We start from the raw sequence: 19,494 nt of genomic DNA, 5'->3' as shown, positions 1-19,494 counted from the left end.
CCGAGGTTTAAGGGGGACGGTTGTCCAATTGACTGACCGTTCCTGCGCCGTGTCAGGCGCCTCACGAGGCCACGGGATTGCCCCCAAGATCACCGGGTGTAAAACATCACGCTAGGATCGCCAATGAGTCGTGAGCAATTGATGTGCATGGGCAAACTCCAGGTGGAAAATCGCTTCACGAACTTCCAGTAATTGCCCGCTTGTATCGCGCTGGCACAGTGCTTCGGCCAGATCCAGCGCCTGGGCGTTGTTGTCCAATAGCAGGCCCGCCAATCGCTCGACCTGGGATGGCCAGTTAGCCGGCACATCTGCTTCGCTTTCGGTCGCAACGCCTGTTCCTTGCAGCGGCAATGACGCCAGGTATGCCAGCAACGATTGCAGGCAATCCGTCAGCACCGCCATTAACGGCGAGGTGTCCTCATCACACGCGGCAGCCTGCTCCAGCCTGGCGGCGGCGGCCTGCACGAGCGTGGCACCAATATGCCCGGCACTGCCTAGCAGACCGTGGGCCAATGCCCTCAGGGTTGCTCTGTCGTTATTCTCATGGGCTGCCCAGAGCAGTGACAACAGCGTCTGGTTGTCGCGCAGGAACATGCGCAACAGGCGTTGGTGCAAGTCATGGTCCTGGCCGGCCACCGCCAGTCCATAGGCCAGATTGATGCCTGCCAGTGCCGCCGATGAACGAACAGCACTCGCCTGCTGGTCAGCCCTCACCGTGCCATGGCCTATCCAGCGCCACAGGGTTCGGTAGAACAGCTCGACATCCAAGGGTTTGGCGACGCAGTCGTTCATGCCCGCGGAGAGGATTCTTGCCTCGACTTCGCTTGGCAGATTGGCGGTCACCGCGATGACCGGCAGGTTGTGAAGGCCCAACTCCTGGCGAATTCGGACGGTGGCCTGGTAGCCATCCATGATGGGCATCTGGCAGTCCATGAGCACGGCATCGAACGCCGTACCTTGAGCCAGAACTGCCAGCGCCTCCTCACCGTTGCCAGCAATGACCACCTGAACGCCGGCACGCTGCAACAGGTCGGTAAAGACTTCCTGGTTAAGCGCGTTGTCCTCCACTACCAGTACCCGTGTTCCTGCCAGCGACGGCTCTGCCTGTTCCTCTCCCGCGCCATGCGCTGGCTCGTTCCGTGAAGCCTCCGGGATGCGCAAACATACGCTGAAGCGGAAGGCGCTGCCCTGCCCTTCAATGCTTTGCACCTCGATGCTGCCACCCATCATTTGCACGATACGTTTGCTGATGGCCAAGCCCAGCCCCGTTCCGCCGTAGCGCCGACTGATGGACGCATCGGCCTGGACGAAGCTATCAAACAGACGGGCACATTGCTGTGGTGTCATGCCCACCCCGGTATCGCGAACGTTGAATTCAAGCTCTATGTTCTCCTGCCATTGCTTCAGGAGAACGACCTCGATAGTCACACTCCCCGACTCGGTGAACTTGATCGCGTTGTCTGCAAGGTTGATCAGGACCTGCTGCAAGCGATGAGGGTCACCGAGGTAGGTCCCCTTGAGCGTTTGCGGAACGGCCGTACGCAAATCAATCGTCTTGTGCTGCAGACGCGAGCTCATCAGCCCCAGCACTTCGTCAAGCAGGTCGCAGAGATTGAAGCTCACCTGTTCCAGCGCGAGTTGCCCGGACTCGATTCTGGATAGATCGAGCATGCCGTTGACCGTATTGACCAGGTGCTTGGCCGCCCGGTCCATCTTCTCGATGTAACCGCGCTGGGTGATTTCCAATGGCATGTCGAGTACCAGATGAGCCATGCCAATGAGCGCATTGAGTGGTGTGCGGATCTCATGGGAAATACTGTCGAGGAACACCGACTTAGCCTGGATAGCCTGCTCGGCCTGCTGCCGGGAGTGCTGCAGCAAGGCCTCGGATGCCTTGCGGTCGCTGATATCGAAGATCACCCCATCCAGGTACTGGGGGAGCCCACCGTGACTGATGATCTGCCCCTTGTCATACAGCCAGCGGACCGTACCGTCAGTGGCGATGATGCGGTACTCAAGGACGTAATCCGGACCTTCCAGGCTCCGATCAAACACCACCCGGTCATCCGGGTGGACAAAATCGCGCAATGGCCGCCCAGCGATGAAGGCTTGAGCCGAAACGCCACAGATCGCCTCAATCGCGTCACTGACGAACAGCATCGTGCGTTCCCGGTTCGGTCGACTGCGGAACACTGCACCAGGGATGTTGCCGATCATTGAACTGAGCTTGGTCTGGCTATCGATGATTGCCCGCTGTACTTCGACCATCGCGCTGATGTCCTGCAGCACGCCGGTAATACGCGTGGCCCGCCCGTGCATGTCACGTTCCATGACCTTGCCGATGTCCAGAACCCACAGCCACTGGCCACGCTTGCTGAGCATGCGGTATTCGGCGCGATACTCGTCGGTGTGCTTGTCGACATGGACGTACAGCTTGGCCAATACCTGTGGGCGGTCATCCGGATGCACCAGGCGGGCCCAGCGTTCAAGGCCATTGCCGAAGGTCCGCTCCAGTTCACCTTTGCGGTAACCGAGAATACGCAGCCAGACGTCATTGTTGACGATAATGCCCAGGCTCACGTGCCAATCCCACAAGCCCAGTGTGCCACTTTGCAACGCCAGATCCAGGCGCTGCTCGCTCTGCTCGATCCGATGCACATCGCGCTGGTGCTGGCGTGCGTCGGACATACGCCGCAAGCCTGCCCACATCAACAGCATCAGAAAACCCGCACTGGCGCCCGAAACCAGCAGCACCGGGCCATCGCCCAGCGCTTGCTTGAAGCTGCTCAGGGTCACCACGGACCAACGACCACCCGGATCGCTCCAGTCGAAACTGTTCCGAGCCACGGCATAGCGCTGACCATCGATCTCCACTACCGGGCGCCCCATGTCGAATGGCAAGGGCTCAGGTACCCCGCCAGGAAATGCGTGATCGCTGAACTGACGGCGGATATCACCGGAGAACGCGGCCGGTGTCCAGGGACGATCGGCCTTGAGCACGAACTGTGGCGCATTGGAGGCCAGTACGATGCCGTCGGGCGACAGCACCAACACCAGGTCGTTGCTGCGTGGCTTGCTGAAGCCGGACTCCAGCGTGCGGGCATCGAACCGCGCCACCAGCACGCCGATGATCCGGTCATGTTTGTTCTGCGACTCATAGACAGGCGCGGCCATGTAGAACATGCGCTGGCCGGTGGTGCTGCTGATGGCGCCATAGACGCTGTGACCACCCTGCAACGCCGTTTTGAAGTAGGGCCTGAATCCGACGTCGAGTCCCACCACTGATCGCTGCAGGCTGTCGTAGGCGGCAACGATCACCCCTTCGCGGTTGGCAACGAACGCATGGTCGGCACCGACCACCATGGCCAGGGTCTTCAATGGCATGGCAGCCGCCTGGCGCGACTGCGCCACGGGCTGATCGATCACCGCCTTCAGCGCAGCGTTGTGCCGTCCCAGCACCGACAGCGCGCCAATCGTGAAACCGTCGACATTCCAGTCACCAAGATCGATCGCCCGCTCCTGGTTCTGTTGCAGGACCTCGGCGAGGAAGCGGCCTTCGACTCGATCACGGTAATAACCACCGATGCCGATGCCAACCACGATGGCGACGATCAGGCACCACGCCAGGCAGATCCACCGGTGACGGTCGAAATAGTTCACGATCATTGCATGCGCTCTCCCGACACCGCTCATCCTGCGCGCCGGCTCAGCGGCGCGCCAAACGGTGAGGGAACTCTGGTGGCAGGAAGTCCCGATCCGGATCGTAATCGGCTTTGAGATATTCGCAAAGGGCCTTCAGATCTTCCGGGGCCAGGGTGCCTACGGACTGTTTGAGGCGCAGCGTGTCGAGGATGTAGTCGTAGCGGCTGTCGTTGTACTCACGTACCGCGTTGTATAGCTGACGCTGGGCCTCCAGCACATCGACGATGTTGCGGGTACCGACCTGCAGGCCCATCTGCGAGGCCAGCACCGCGCCCTGGTTGGAGATGATCGACTGGCGGCGTGCCTGGACCTGTTCGACGCCACTGTTGAGGCTGCGATGGAGGTTGCGGGTCTGTTCCACCACCTGGCGTTGCAGGTGATCGTTGAGAAACTCGCGTTGGTTGAGGCGCTCGCTGGCTTCACGCACTTGCGAGCGCGTCTGCCCGCCACTGAACAACGGAATGTTCAGTTGCAGATTGATCGATCGTTGCTCGACACCACTGCCGTAACCGCCGCCGCGCAGGTCGCTGTTGGCATAACCGAGGTTGTCGTTGTCGCCGGTCTGGTAACGCAGGACGGCGTCCAGGGTTGGCAGGTGCCCGGCCTTGCGTGCGCTCAGCGTGTGCTGGGCAACGTCCCGCGCCTGCTGGCTGGCCTGCAGCGACAGGTTCTGGCGCATCGCCGAGTCGACCCAGGTCCGGGCATCATTCGGGCTTGGCAGAGACAGCGGCATGTCGTGGCGCAAGCCCTGGATCGCGGTGTAGCGTTGGTGAGTCAGCCTGTCGAGGGCTTCGAAGGCATCCTCCAGGCGCTTTTGCGCAACGATGCGGGTCGCCCGGGCGCTATCGTGACCCGCCTGCGCCTGCAGCACATCGGTACGGTCGGACAGGCCAAGCTGCAAGCCCTTGCCGGCACGCTCCAGCTGCCGCAGGAACGCAGACTCCTCAGCCTTGCTGGCGGCCAAGCCGTCCTGAGCCTTGAGCAGACCGAAATAGGCCTCGGCGCTGTCGAGTATCAGCTTCTGTTCGGTGGCGGAAAGCTCCAGCAGTGCCTGGTCGCTCTGGGCATGGGCGGCCTTGAGGCTGAACCAGCGATCGGCGCGGAACACCGGTTGATTGAGCGTGAGCTGGTAGCTGGTGCCACTGCGGCGGGTGTCTTGCGCAGGTTGGTTCAGGTGCGTGCTGTTGTTGTTCAGCTCGGCACCGGCGGTCAGGGTTGGCAGCAGGCCGGCGCGCGCCTGCGGCACTGCTTCGGCGCGAGCAGCCTGGTCGGAGCGGGCCGCGGCCAGTTCGCTGTTGTTCTGGGCAGCATCGAAATAAACCTGCCAGAGATCGCTGCTGGCAGCGCTGGCGGGTGTCGTGGGTATTGCGATGGCAAACAGCAGGCCAGCAGTGGCCCGCCGAATCGGATTGATTGGCGTACGCATGGGTATGGAATTCCGCAGGAAAAACAGGAAGCGGCTGGCGGGGCACTGCCCCGCCAGCCGACCGTAACGGCGTCAAGCCAACGGCGAGGTCAACAGTGGTCGCTCGGCCTGGCGTGCCGGCGTGCCAGTGCTACTGGCTACCCCCGCGTCCGGGAACGTGGCCATGGCCCCGCTCAGCTTCGCCAGTTGCCCCGCGCTGTCCGGCACCACCGCAACAGCGGCGGTGTCGAAGGTGACTTCCTTGATCCAGCGATCACGGTCATAACTCCCCGAGATGCCGCGCAGCCGGTAGTGCTGGTACGGCACACCCTGAGTGTTGATCGCCACCCGCATGACATCCTGCTGGCCGCTCCAATTCAAGTCGCCAGATACTTCGATCCAGTCGTTGCCTGAGCGCAAGGCTTCAACACGGTAGGTACCGCTGCGGGTGGTATCCGCCTGGCCATCCTGGGCCACGCTGTTCTGTGTATGCAGGGTGAGCGCGGTCATTACCACCTTGTGCTTCAAGTCGAAGCGCAGATAACTGGCCTTGGCTTCCATGTCTGGCGTACGCGCGCCGGACACGAATTGCACATCCGCCACCTTGCTGGCCTGATCACCGAAGCCCATGTTGCTGGCCGCTCGCCAGGCGAATGCTTCGCCAGCCTGGTCAAAGCCGTCGACCAGGTTGCCTGGCGCGCTTCGGCCGAACCAACTTTGCTCAGCAGGTACCTCACCATCGGCGCGTTCAATGGCGCCCTGCTCCCACAGCGCCAATGCGCCATCCCGCTCGCCGCTGCCGATCTGCTGGTAAGTCAAGGTGTTGCCGTTGGCGCCCAGCACCTGGCCAGGCTGGAAGGTATACCGGAAGTTGTCGCGCAACCGCGAACCGTGAACGGATGCCAACGCCTGCTCAACCGTTGCATAGACAGGCAGGCCAATGCTGCGTTGCTGTTGATTGAAACTGGCCAGGTCATAGGGTTGATCGCCCAGTTGATAGACGTTGCCATCACCGTCCACACGCAGGTACTGCCTGGAGTAGAACTGAGACGAACTGCGCGAGGAGAACTGCGACAGGTTGCCACTGCTGCTCACCTTGATGCGTTCGCCACGGTTACCGGTTTCATAGAGTTGATGCTCGCTGTTGCCAGCGATCAGATCATCACCATCGATACCGGCCGCCACCAGCCGTCCCAGCAGGACATCATCGGCAATCCCCGCCTTGAGCAGGCTATCGACACGACGGTAATCGAGCGAGTGGATCGCGACCATGTGTTGGGCCAGTTGCTTGGCACGTAGCGGCAAATAGCCTTTATGCATCAGTGCAGCTTGCAGTACCTGGGCATCTTCAACATCATCGGGACGGAAGTAGAACTTGGCACGGTTGTCGGATCCTATGCCGTTGCTATTACGAATTACTTGAAGCTCGTTATCCAGATAATTGCTATCGTCGCCGCGCAAGGCCAAGGCAAAGTTCAACAGCATGTCCCTGCCCGGCCAACCTGCTGGCTGGGTTTTGAGGTAGACGGCTGCGTCATCCAGCGAAAGACCGTAGTTGAACGCCCGGGCGATGAAAGTCCCATCAACATGCAACTTCTCAAGGTTTACGGCGTACTCGGCGTGCGTCTGGTTAAGGATCCAATTACGACCGGACAGTACATAGTCGACAATGAAGGATGCCGACAGTTGCCCTTGACCCCGCTGGTGAAGGCCAACAACCTTCTCCAGGTTTGCGCGGGTCAGAACGTTCCACATGCCTAACTCGCCAACGATGGTCTCCGACACCCCTTTGACTCGCAAATACTTTTTAGCGTGTTCTGACATCACTCCCCAATTGTCGCCATCGCTATTGAAAATGGCACGAATCTGCGCATCGGTAGCGACACCGTTGAGCACCTTGGGCGTTTGTGACAAGTTGCTTCTCACGAAGTTGCTCAAGCCGCGCGTCGCACTGAGCGTTGGTCGTGCGAAACCTGCCGAGTCTCTTGACGAACCACCTTCACCCAAATCGTACTTCCTGAGCAGAAATGGAATGCCGTTGTTCGGCGCATACACGTCAATGTAACGATTCTCCCTGAATCGAAGCACCAGTTCACCCGAGGACAAGTCCAGTTGCGTGGAGTTTATCGCTGGCGCGTGGAACCCACCGAAATCAATCCGCTCAATAACGGGGCTCGAGCTTATGGTACTTCTCGAAAAACTACTGAAACCAAGGCGGCGTTCGCTATCAATCACCACTTGGAATCCTTCGTTTGAAAAACCACCGGTACCAAACAACATTTGCTCGTCGCGTGGATCGGGTATGACCCGCACATAGACACTGAAGTCCTGCGTGCCGGGCAACGTCGTGAAGGATTCGGCACGGGCGCTAACGTCGAGTTTCACGAGTGCCTGAATATCTTCGCGTGAAGTAACAGCGTTGTTGATAAATGCCATCCGATCGGCCACAGGAACATTCAATTCCTGGAGCAAAGCCAGTTCGGCGCTTCGGTAGTTCGGCGGGAACACGACATTTGCATGCATTTGCATACGGTTTTGCGAAGCGTCAAACCAACTGAATTTCACGCTCTGTGGATTGCGGTAGTAATCACGCAACACCAGGCTCTGCCCATCTTTGACAAGCGTCAGATCATAACCCTGGCCTCCCACTGCAGACAGATAATCACCCAAGGGCCTCTCCAGCGCGACCACCAGGCTGTTGGCCGGCGCGAACGGGGAAACCCGCAGGCCATGGATGCCAATGCCCAATACCGCATTGGCAGTTTGCGGCATGTGAATGAAGTAGCCACTCTGTGCATCCACCTCTGGCAGGCTGTACCGCTGGCCCTGCAGCTCCAGCTGCAGATGGCGACCTCGGCTGTCGGCGACGTAGTTTTTCAACACAATCGTCTTGCTCGGCGTCCCGTACCCACCCGCTACTCGCCGATGCGCCGCAGCGGCTGTATCAAAGACCAGCAACTGAAGATCGTCGCCAACCACGCTCAAACCCAATCGATCAAGGCTGATATTCCCCTGAAGCTCGAGGGTGTCGAGTTTGCTGTCCCCAGACATGTTGTCCAACGTCACCAAGGTGGTCGACGCTACATCGATCCGATAACGGTCGCTTCCATTCCCCCCCGCCAGGTTGCTCGCCTGTACCGCATCAAGTGTTTCATCGCGCTCATCGCCAATGTGTTGGTCGATCGCTACCTTCAGATCAAACGTTTTCAGGTCGTAGCGGATTCTTGGCGCAGCATCGGCAGGCAGGGTGAAATATTGGCGGACCCGTAAGTGCGGCGTCTGCATCAAACCGTTGGCGCTCAGCCGATTGGCGTAATACAGCACCAGATCGTCACCCACCCGGACCTGCTTGAGTTGAATTTCAGGTCGGCCCTTCAACAGCCAACTGGGAGGCATCACGAGGGAAACCTGAGGGTTCGCCAAAGCGTCAACTTCATAAATCTCAGTGCTGGTGAGCAAGTTCAAACGCGTGAGGGATGACACTTTGTGCGTCTTGACCAAACTGGCCATAGCCTTGTCTATTTCTGCGTCAGCCTGGTGACTGTCCACTGCAGTCAGCGGTTGATCAAACCCTTCCTGAATCGCCGGCAGCGCGATTTCTACAAGCCGGGATTTGCCACTGTCATTATTATCTTGCAGCCAGAGTTTAAGTAACTGTCGCTCTTTGGCGTCTTGATAATTCTCGATACTGAGTTGCAACGGTTTTTCTTTGTCGTTGGAGCGAAGCGTCAGCGTGCCGTCGCTGATGCTGAAGCTGAGAGACGTCAAAGGCGCCTCAAGCATGAACTGCATCAGCTGGTTGGTATGCAACGCCGCGCGGAAATTCCCCGCCCCGGCTTTCAGCGCATAAGTATTGACCGCATGGTCGTTGCTCAGCCGCTGGATAGCGCGTTGTGGATCGGCTCCGAATACAAAGGTCTTGGCCATGGTTTCCAGGGAACGCCACTGGTCGTCGATCAGGCCCAGCCCTGGCAGCGAGAAGCTGTACTTGTTGGCATCCAACAGTTGCAAAACCTTGCCGTTGTCCACCGAGCCATCCGCGTTGTACAGCCCCAGGATAGTGAGAACACCCTTGCCATCATTGAGCTCGATGGTCTGGCCATTGCGCCGCAAGCTGATTTGGCTGTAACGTGACGACAGGCTGACCTGCAGTGTCTGCGACGCTTGCAACTCACCTTGTGCATTGCGGGCGCCCTGCAGGCTGATTGTCGCGTTGACCGCGCTCCACAGAGCAGTATCGTTACTCGTGCTGGTGATGCGGTTGTCCTTGTTGACGGAGTAGACATTACCCTCACCGGCTCCGCCTTGGATCGTCACCTGCGTCCCCGCCACGTCGAAGAACTCCTGACGCGTGGACCCTCTCACGTCGGCTTTGTTCGCGCCATGCAGAACATAGCTCTCGACACCCTCCACACGCACCTGGCGATCGACCGCCTGTGTCACTGCCGGGCGAGAAGACCCTGAGCGGTTGGTCAGCCCGCCACGCAGCACTCGTGAACCGCGGTAACTCAATGTCATCGACCCATCGGTATCGCTCGCCAGAGCGACATTCATTCCTTGGGCATCGAACATCAGGCTGTCGTTCTCGTTCAGCCCCTGTTGCAGTTGCTGTGCATCCAGGCTCCCAGCATCGATCTGGCGAATGCGCGTGCCCGCATCCAGGTTGAATGCATCAGACAGACGTCCACCCGTCGCCTTATCCAGTGCCAGACCGGCAAGATTGAAGAGGTTGCGCTTGTCCTGGCTGCCCACCGCCTGGAAGTCAGGATGCTGGTTGCCCAGTTCCATCCAGACTTGACCACCGTCGTTGGACATCTGTGTGGCGACCCGATTCACCCCACCGTAGGCCACCTGGTGCTGCAAGGCGTAGTAGAAATCCTCGCCTGACTTCAATGTACCGTGGGCGACTTTGTTATCCCGATCTCGGAAGTTCAGGTAGCCATATTTGTCCTTGGCGAACAGATCGGAGAGGTAGAGTTTGGTTTTCTCCCAATCGCTGTTAAGTGTGTTGCGCAGCTCATTCGCGGCGCCGACAGCTGCCTTCTCAATTCTTGCGCGCTTGAGCGCGTCGGTTTCAACACCCACCCAGGCTGCGAAGAACTGAGCGACCTGGTCGGCGGTGCTGGCGAAATAGTCACCGAATTCGGCGAGCTGCATGGCCCCCTGCACCACGCCATTGATGATGAAGCCGGCAGCCGCAATCGCCACCCCTATCGGCCCCGCCGACGCCGCCAGTGTGCCCAGCACCGAAGCGGCCACCGCGCTGCTCAGCGAGGCGGCGATGGACACGCCAGTCAGTGCCAGGCTGACAGCTGTCGTCACGGTGGTGATCACCGTGTTGGCCACCAGGCTCTTGTATTCGTAGCTGCCCATGTCACCGTTGCCCGACCAGAACGACTGCCATTGCAGGCCGATGCTGGCAAACGTCACTGGAGCCAGCGCGGCATCCAGCACGCCACCCCTGATCACGGTAGCCGCCTTGGAGAACGAACTTACCGCCCCCAAGGCCTTGCCCGCCGCCGACACCGCCTTGGCGATTGCGGCGCTCAATGGCGACATGGCCACACCACCGATCAGCCCGGTCAGGTTGAGCCCTTTGTCCGTAGAGCTCATGTGCTGCCAGTTGCCGATCAGGTCGCGCACAGAGTTGAGGGTTTCGAACACATCCAGCGCGCTGCCGAAGCGGTCAGCCGCTTCCACCGCCTTGCTCGGTTTGCTGGTGCGCTGGGCATCGACTGTGTCGACGAGACCTCGGACCCGCGCGTCCGCAGAGCTCTCCAGTGCACGCTTGACGGCCAGATGCTGATCAGGTGCGATCTTGAGCATGGCGGACGCCAGGCGCACACGGTCCATACCACTTGCACTTTCGACAAAGCGCTCGAAGGCAGCACGATTGACATTGATCGACGCACCACTTTTACCCAGCAATCCCCGTTCAAGCATGAACGAGGTGGCCTGCTGCTCTGTCCAGCGTGCGGCCTGCAGCACCCTCTCGGTGTCCTGCCCTGGAGCAACGCGCTTTTCCGCCGCATCCAGCGCCATTGACTGCAGGATCTGATCCCCCGATACGCCCGGGTTCTGCGTCTGCAGTTGCTTGAACCGCTCGAGGTCGAAACCACCCACGTCTCGCGACAGTTCGTAGAGGTTCTGCACCTTGCGCCGCTCATCCACGCTGAGGCTGCCAGCCTGCGCCAGCCACTGGGCGCGCTCACCCAGGCGGGTGCCCAATGCGGCCTGTGCGGCCTTGGCGATTTCCACCTCCAGCTGAGGGCCGGAATAGTCCTTCAGCAAGTTGATGTACCTGAGCGCCTCCTGCGGGACGTCCTCGGTGCTGAACAAGGCGACATTGCTACCGCGACTGCGCTCCACCAGAACGCTGACCAGGCGCGACAGCTCGATCAGTTCGGGCTGCAACGGCACCTTTGACATTTCATAGTTGAAACGTACCGGATCGAATGTCAGTTGTTGATTCGCGCGCAGCTTGCCCCCCTGGGTTGCCAACAGCCCGGCGGTGAGCGGCTTGCCGTCCACCAGCAACCCCATGTCATGCAGCAGCACGGCTGATAGCGAACCCTGCACGAGCGGAATCGTCTGCCCAAAGGGTCCCTTGGACGGACCATCGAACAAGACAGAACCTGCGGCCAACAATTGCTGGCGATTACCCGCGCGCAGGCGCTCGACATGGCTTTCAGGGTCGAGGTGACTCACTGCACGACCACGGTCGATATCGACATCCAGTCTGTTATCGAGCATCGCCGTCAATAGCCGGTCACCTTCGATGGCCACACCGCTTTGCGATGCAGCCTTGCGCTGTTGCTCTTCGAGCATGGTTCGAATCATTTGCTCCGCGCCAAGGCTTTCCAGCTCCGCGCTGCTTTGATAGCGCTTGGCCAACCCCTCCAGCGCGTCCTGCAATTGGGCGACTTCCATTGGATTATCGAGGAGCGAACGCAGCTTGGCCTGATCGAGGCGCTCATCGACTCCTGGGTAAAGCCTGCTCAGCGCGTACTCCTGCGCTGCGCCAAGTTGTTCTGGCCTGATCCGTCCTTGTCCGAGATCGTCAAGCAACGCCACCACATCGATATTCTCGCGGCCGAGCAGGACGCTGCCAGCGACGTATTCGTCCCGTTCGAGCACCCCTTGTGCTCGCGTCCAATTCAACACCCGCTTGTTGGTGCCATCACTGTGAATCCATTCGCCGGCAACATCGAGGGTCAGCTTGCGTCCATCGCTGTCCACCGAGACATTGGCGCTACGTACAGAGACTTCCAGCTCAGGGGTCTGCAATGCAGCAACAAGTTGGCGACCAAAGCCGACCTGTTGCTCGGCATCCTCAAGTGAGCAACCGACCAGGCTGATACGTGCGGGTACCGAGCCGATACCGTATTGCTCGTGCAACGCTTGTTGGAAACGATCCAGGTGCATTGCCCATTGCTCGGCATCGAGCCCACCTAGGGTACGCGCCTGGGCCGGCCCACGCCCGTGCCCTACCACCTGCCAGCGCACCTTGTCATTGACGTCGAGGCTTTGGAACATACCTGGATCGCCATGCACGAGGCGAATTTGCCCTGAAGCATCGAGCTGTATCACCAGAGTTTTTTCCGGATGTTTACCGGCCAGATTCGCGGCGGCTTTGGCAACCACGGGATCGTTTTCACTCTGAATGATGATCTGGGCCCGATACTGACTGTCACTCCCTTCCGGGTTCGCTTGCACGATCACATTGGACCAGTTGCCGACTTGCTGGTTGTGCAGTGGAGCATCCGTCAAGGGACCGCTGGCCACCCGACGTACCGCGCTGATCGCAGCCTCGTCAGTAGTCAAGGCATCGTTTGCCAAAGTGGCAAGGACACTCGTGCCACTGTAAATCTTTGTGCCTTGAATATTCAGGGTGGCCGGTAATGTCTCGGCGCTGAAATTGTCCAGCAGCAACCGTTGCAACGATGCCAGCTGGTACTGTTGGACGCGTTTCTGCTCGAAGGTGGTGGCGGGGTCGAAACGCACTTGCGTAGTCGCGTTGGCGCGGTTCTTGAGGATTAACAGACCCTCCGCGCTCTTGTTGGTGACTTCGATGTCCCAGGTGCTACGGAGAAGATCGAATGGCAACAGGCGCTTCAACTGATCCGTATAGCGATCGATGACATTACCCTTGAACGACAATTCAAGGTACAGCTTGTTGGGATCCCCGGCGAAGGTGAAAGCCCCGCGTTTTGTCGAAGCATGCCAGCTGTCCAGCAGATGCTGAATGCTGACGTAGGATTCCCCTTGGCGCTTGCCGAACACATTGGCCTGCTTGACCAGTTCAGCTGTGCTCCAAAGCGCTCCTGGCATCACCAGATCGCCTCTGGCAGCGGCGATTCGCTCTCCGGCCGACAGGGCGTCCATGGCATTGAGTTCAAGCAGCTTGGCGGTGGTCTGTTTGAGCACTGCGATCATTGCCGCGTTGCGACCGGAGCCCCCGTGAGTATCGATGTAACGCTTCACCTCCTGGTGCAAGCTGATCAGAATTGTCTTGGGCCCATTATCGAGCCAGCGTTTGTGCGCAGCCGCGTTCATCTCGTCGGCGAATGCCTGTGACAGGTATTTAGGATTGGCCAGGACTTTGACATCGGCGCTGGTCAGGGGCGATCCAATGTCGTTGAGCGGTTTCCCCTCATAATTGGTAAATGGTTCGTGGAGCATTCGCAGCTCGCCCACCACTCCCGCCTTCTGCAAGGCCCGCAGGATCGGCAACTCAGCGTTCCAGAAGAAACTGTTGATCTTCAAACCGCCCTTGGACATCACATAGATTGTCCCACCAAGATCGGCGGTACTGGCGGCATAAACAGAACTGAGAAAACCGGCAACGGTCAACGAGCCCTGGAACGTCGCACTCTCCAATGGTTTGCCCTTGGCGTGATTGACGAGGGTATTACGCAGTTGGTGCACGAAATCCAGTGCAGCCACGTCGTAATCAGTGGCGATGCCTGCGGTCAACGCGCCGTCAAGCACGCTTTTGTAACCTTGGAAATCGTCGGACCAGAAGGTCAGCAAACGGTTTGGATTGCCCTTGGCGGCAAACGAAAAGCCCAGCGACTCAAGGTACAACATCAATTCCGAGCGTTTACCGAAGTCCTGGCGCAAAATCCCTTCCACGGCCAACTCGGTAATTCGATCACGTTGGGCATCATTGAAACCGAGTGGCCCGGCGAACCCTTGCCGGCGTTGAGCCTCAAGTAGTTTGTCCAGTTCGGATTTCAGATGAAGCTTGGCTTCCGTCAGGTCGAGAGCGGCAAGTTCGGTTGCGCTCAACTGTTTGAAGCCCGGTGTCAGCACTTCGTCGCCCAAGCGCAATTCACGGGTGAGCCGTTCGTAGACCTCCCCTACCAACTGAATCTTTTCCCGCAGTGTCCTGTAGGGCAGGGCTTCGCTAAGCAGCGGTTGCAAGCGAGGGCCGAAGCGGTCGTATGATGGGGCGTTGAGCTGCTCTGCTGGCGGCAGGCCCTGATTGACAACCGGCAGTACAAGCGCCATGACCTCTTCATAGACACTGCCCTGCAATTCCTGCCCGGCACCAAGCACCCGATAACGGTCAAACATATCCAGAAGCTTGCGCCCAACGCCACCGGCCAGAGCCGGCTCGTACCGTGCTGCCACGTAGAGTGTCTCGAAGAACGAATGGTAGCCGTTGCGAATCATGAAGGCCGCATTGGCCATCTGGAACTGCCAATACTCCTTCAGGGTCAGCCCTCGTCCGAAGAGGTCTTTCCCCGACAATGCCTTGGTCACCATTCTCGTGGTGCCCGAAATACCTCCCACAAAAGGCGTGTCCAGGTCACGCATGTACAGGGTGCTGTTCTTGTTGGGATCCGGCAGAAACTGAGAGTAGCTTTGGTACTTGTCATCCAGGATGACGTAACTGCCCTCCTGATAGGCCAGGCTTTCAAACCTGGTGTTCAGGATCAGGTAAGGATCAGGTTGCGCCACACGATTGTTGATCGCCACGTCCAAGCCTGGATTTCCTTCCATCTCCGGGTGCGCGTAGGTCGTGTCCGGGGTGCTGACAACCGCGTCTTCTGCCACAGGTCGCAAGACATGAAACAAGACCTGTTTGCGCAATGATTTACCAGCGCTGCTCTCGAGGAGCGCAGCCGCGTTCGAGCGCAAAATGTTATCGGTAATTGAGTGATACGGAGGGGCACTGAGCAGCAACGTGATCAGTTTGTCGGAGGTCGCATCTTCAATCGCAGAGAGACTTTTACTGAGGGGTGGACGTTTATCCTGTGGGTTGCGCTTGGCGTTCTCGGCATCGACGTACGCTTGCTCTTCAGCATGCGCCTTCGACTTCAACACTTGGTACACATCAGGCAGCAGCTGCTTTAGCGCTGCCAGGTCACTGTCCAAATAGCCATTTTTGCGCAGCTTGACCAATTTTACCGGAGTGATACGGGTTGCCAGCTTTTGCGAGAGATCGAACAACAACTGATCAGTGGACGCGTTCTGCCATACCACCTTAGCGAAATCTTTTTCCCACAATACTTTATTCAGGCTGTTGCCCTTGGTATCACGTTGATCATTACCATGCTCGAGAGTCGGTAAAACAACGCCACCAGGAGTCATATGGTTGCGCTCGAGCGTTCGAGTCAACTGGGCCTCGAATTGGTGACGCTGTTGTGCGTCGTTGAACCATGGACTGTCCACGTGGCGACCGTCCTGAAGCGCCTCGAGCTTTTCGAAGAATGCGAGGTTGTACTCGTAAAGTTCACGTGTTTCTGCTTGGCTCAGCAACTTGCTGGTCAGGGTATTGTTTTTTTGTCGGGTAACACTCATGAAGGGTGTTGCGGCAACGAAGTCACTGCCTTCAGGTTTCTCCAACAGGTACAGGCGGTCGGCGAATCCGATGGACTGTTCCAAATCGCTGATGTTGACGAACGCCCCATCACGCGCCTTTGAGTAATAGGTGTGTCGGAAGCCTTCCATAGCAATGGTCTGGAACGACTTGATATCCGCATATTCATTGATCCGCCGCTCAAGATCTGCCGGTTTGATCTTAAGTGTTTCCTCGACAGTATTTTTCTTGGGCGGTGTGATTTCGCCGACCGCAATACCGATCTGGTTGGGGATCTTCCTGTCGACACTGGTCAGTTTGATGCCGGTCTGGTCATCAAGGGGTTGAATGTTAAAGCCATCGCGCGCACTACTTTCGGACACCAGGTAATGTCCAAAGTACTTCTCGACAAACTCGGTTTTCATCAACACCGAGCGAATGGGCGTGAAGGTCGGCGAAGTACCCGGTTCGTTTTTTACGCGGTACTGCTCCTGCCAGGCCAACGAGCGCGCGGTGGTACCAAAGGAGAAGTTGAGCATGCCCTCCTTGGGCAAGACCAGCCTGTCACCATCAAGGAACATGTCCTTGTATTGACCGCCATAACTGGCGTTGACCAGGGCTACATTCATACGAATGTAGCCTGGACGCTCTTCCATCAGCAGCAACGATGCGTTGACCGGTGCATTGTCCGACGCTTGGGGAACTTTGCTCATCGCATCGAGCGCTTCGTTCTGCGCGTTACCTGGTTTGGCCGCCAGCAATGTTTGGTAATTGCGCTCGACGTGTTTGAAGGCCTGTAGCTCTGAAAACAACCTCACGTAGCTCTCGGTGAAGGTGTCGGTTTTGACCTGGGCTGCCAGCGCACCCTGCAACTGCTTGATCCTGGCGCTGATCATCCCTTGCTTGGCGTCTTTGTCGTTTACCAGCGCCTGTACATCCTGGTTCACCTGAGCGGACGGTGACACGATGCTCAGGGCTTCGCTCCATGCCGTCTCAAAACTGCGCATGGCGGTCTGCTGCCGAGTGTAGAGATCAATATCGATCTGCAACTGGCGCCTGTAATCGCGGTTCGCATCTGTATCGGGTCGAGCTTGTGCCACGACCATACTGTCTTTGAGCAGCTGCAGGTGCTCATCAATGGAAACAGGGTTGGATTCCATTTCGTAGTACTGCGCCGCCAGCACACTCAAGGTGCTCTGCTGCATCTCGGTGAGGCGCTGGTTGACGGTACTGATGTACTGAGCCTGTTCTTCAGGTGTCATGCTGAACCACTCACTGTACCGTCCTTGAGTGGCCAACTGGTTACGGATAATGCCTTCCATTATTGCGTTGAAGTCAGTAGACATCGTGCTACTCCTGATGGTGGTTCGCTAAGCCGCTTTGAGATTCTGAAGTTCTGCAAGGTCGGGACATGCCCGGCGCCCTCCGTTGGCGTACTTCACTCCTTCGTCTGCAATGCCCATTGCCTGGCATACACACCGCCAAGTGCGAGCAATTGTTCATGGTTGCCCTGCTCCACCACCTGCCCCTGGTCGATCACCAGGATCCGGTCGGCATGGCGCAAGGTGTTGAGGCGATGGGCGACGCTGATCACCGTGCGCCCCTGGGTGATGCGCATGAGGTTGGCCATCACCGCCGCTTCGGACTCGTAGTCCAGGGCACTGGTCGCTTCGTCCAGCAGCAGGATTGCCGGATTGCTGATCAACGCCCGGGCCAGGGCGATGCGTTGGCGCTGCCCTCCGGAAAGCTGGCCGCCCCGCTCGCCTACCTGGGTCTCGTAGCCGTGTGCCAGGGCCTCGATGAAACCATCAGCCCCGGCCAGTGCCGCAGCCTCGCGGACTTGCGCATCGCTGGCCTGCGGGCAGCACAGGCGGATGTTGTCGATGATGGAACCGGCGAACAGCACGCTCTCCTGCAACACCACACTCATGTTGCGGCGCAGCGCCACCGGGTCGACGATGGCCAGGTCAATGCCATCGACCATCACCCGTCCGTGCTGTGGGATGTACAGGCGCTGCAGCAGCCGGGTCAGGGTCGACTTGCCGGAGCCGGAGGGCCCGGTGATGCCGACGAACTCGCCCGGTTCAATCTGCACGCTGAGATTGCGCAGGACCTCCTGGCCATCTTCGTGATAGCGGAACCGCACGCCCTGGAAGCTCACGCTGCCGGCCAGCGCCGGCACCGAGGCCAGCCCACCGCTGCCGTTCTCGCACTCGGTGTCGAGGATGTCGCCCAAGCGTCGCAGGGCGATCAGGGTGTGCTGGAAGTCCTGCCAGACCTGGGCCAGGCGCAGGATCGGCTCGACCACATGCCCGGCCAGCATGTTGAAGGCCACCAGTTGACCGGGGCTGAGCTGGCCGTCCATCACCAGGGTCACGCCCCACCACAGCAGCAACGCGGCGGTGAGTTTCTGAATCAGGCCAATCCCCTGCCCGGCGCAGATGCCCACCAGCCGCGTCGAGAACGCGGCGCGCACGTAGCCCGCCAACCGGCGTTGCCACTGCTGCTGGAAGCCCTCTTCGGTGGCACTGGTCTTGATCGTCTCGATGCCCGTCACCGTCTCGGTGAGAAAGGCGGTGTTGTCCGCGCCCCGTTCGTATTCGCGCAGGGCACGCTTGCGCAGCAAGGGCCCCACGCACAGCCAGAACAGGAAATACAGGGCCAGCGAGCCGAGCACTACCCAGGTCAGGGTGGGTGCATAGCTGTACATCACCGCGATGAACAACCCGCAGAACGCCAGGTCCAGCACCAGGGTCAGTGCCGAGCCGGTGAGAAACTGGCGGATCTGCTGCATCTCACCGACCCGAGCGATAATCTCGCCCGTTTGGCGTTGCTGGAAATAGCCCTGGGGCAGCTGGATCAGGTGCTGGTAGAGCCGCGCCGACAACTCGGCATTGACCTTGCTCGCCAGGTTGGAGAACAGCCAGCTGCGCACAAACCCATACAGGGGTTCGAACAAGGCCAGGGCCAGCAATGCCATCCCCAGCACCTGCAGGCTCGACAGCCCTCGACTGACCAGCACCCGGTCGATGATGTTCTCGAACAGCATCGGGGTGACCAGCGCCGTCAGTTGCAGCATCAACGACACCAACAGCACACTGCGAAACTGCCTGATGTGCTTGACGATCGACGGCAGGAACCAGGCGATACCGAAACCCGGGGGCTGCAGTGCAGCGTGGCGGTCCGCCAGGAGCAGGGCTGTGCCCTGCCAGAGTGCGCCCAGCAGATCCGTGCTCAAGGTCTGGCAACGATCCTCCAGTGGCCAGTACAGCGTGACCTGGTCGTCATCAAGGCCATCGAGCACGGCCCAGCCGTGCAGGGTATCCAGCAGTGCCGGCCGTGGCAGGTTGCCGAGGCGCTTGAGCGTACTCTGCACCAGGCGGGCACGCAGGCCGATCCAGCCTGCGCAGCGGCACAAATCAATCGCCGTTGCCATGCCCTCCAGGCGCCCCAGACGATGCTGCAACTGGGCAACGTCCGCCGCGATCTCGAAGCGTCGCGCAGCCCAGGCCAGCGCCTTCAGGCCGGTGTCCAGCAGCTGCGGTGGAGACGGCGATTCATGGGTGAACAGTTCGCTCAT

4 protein-coding genes are annotated in these 19,494 nt (G+C 59.2%); all 4 read right to left on the bottom strand.

Annotation, left to right across the window (positions count from 1 at the left end; all coding sequences use genetic code 11):
• Positions 1 to 111 precede the first annotated feature (111 nt).
• Positions 112 to 3,666, bottom strand: a complete 3,555-nt coding sequence (locus ACZ5BO_RS17790) for a PAS domain-containing protein (protein WP_464695925.1) — start codon at positions 3,664 to 3,666, stop codon at positions 112 to 114.
• A 40-nt stretch (positions 3,667 to 3,706) separates the two neighbouring features.
• Entirely contained in the window at positions 3,707 to 5,128 is a 1,422-nt protein-coding gene (locus ACZ5BO_RS17785) for a TolC family outer membrane protein (protein WP_464695924.1), read from the bottom strand.
• Between the two features lie 72 nt (positions 5,129 to 5,200).
• Positions 5,201 to 17,260, bottom strand: coding sequence for a C80 family cysteine peptidase (locus ACZ5BO_RS17780; RefSeq protein ID WP_464695923.1), 12,060 nt, complete (start codon positions 17,258 to 17,260; stop codon positions 5,201 to 5,203).
• 92 nt (positions 17,261 to 17,352) lie between these two features.
• Positions 17,353 to 19,494 carry a type I secretion system permease/ATPase gene (locus ACZ5BO_RS17775; RefSeq protein WP_464695922.1) on the bottom strand — a complete coding sequence of 714 codons (2,142 nt, stop codon included), beginning with the start codon at positions 19,492 to 19,494 and terminating at the stop codon, positions 17,353 to 17,355.

The organism is Pseudomonas sp. FFPRI_1, assembly GCF_055384485.1.
Note: the sequence above shows the minus strand (reverse complement) of the source record. Positions and strands in the feature narration are given on the sequence as shown.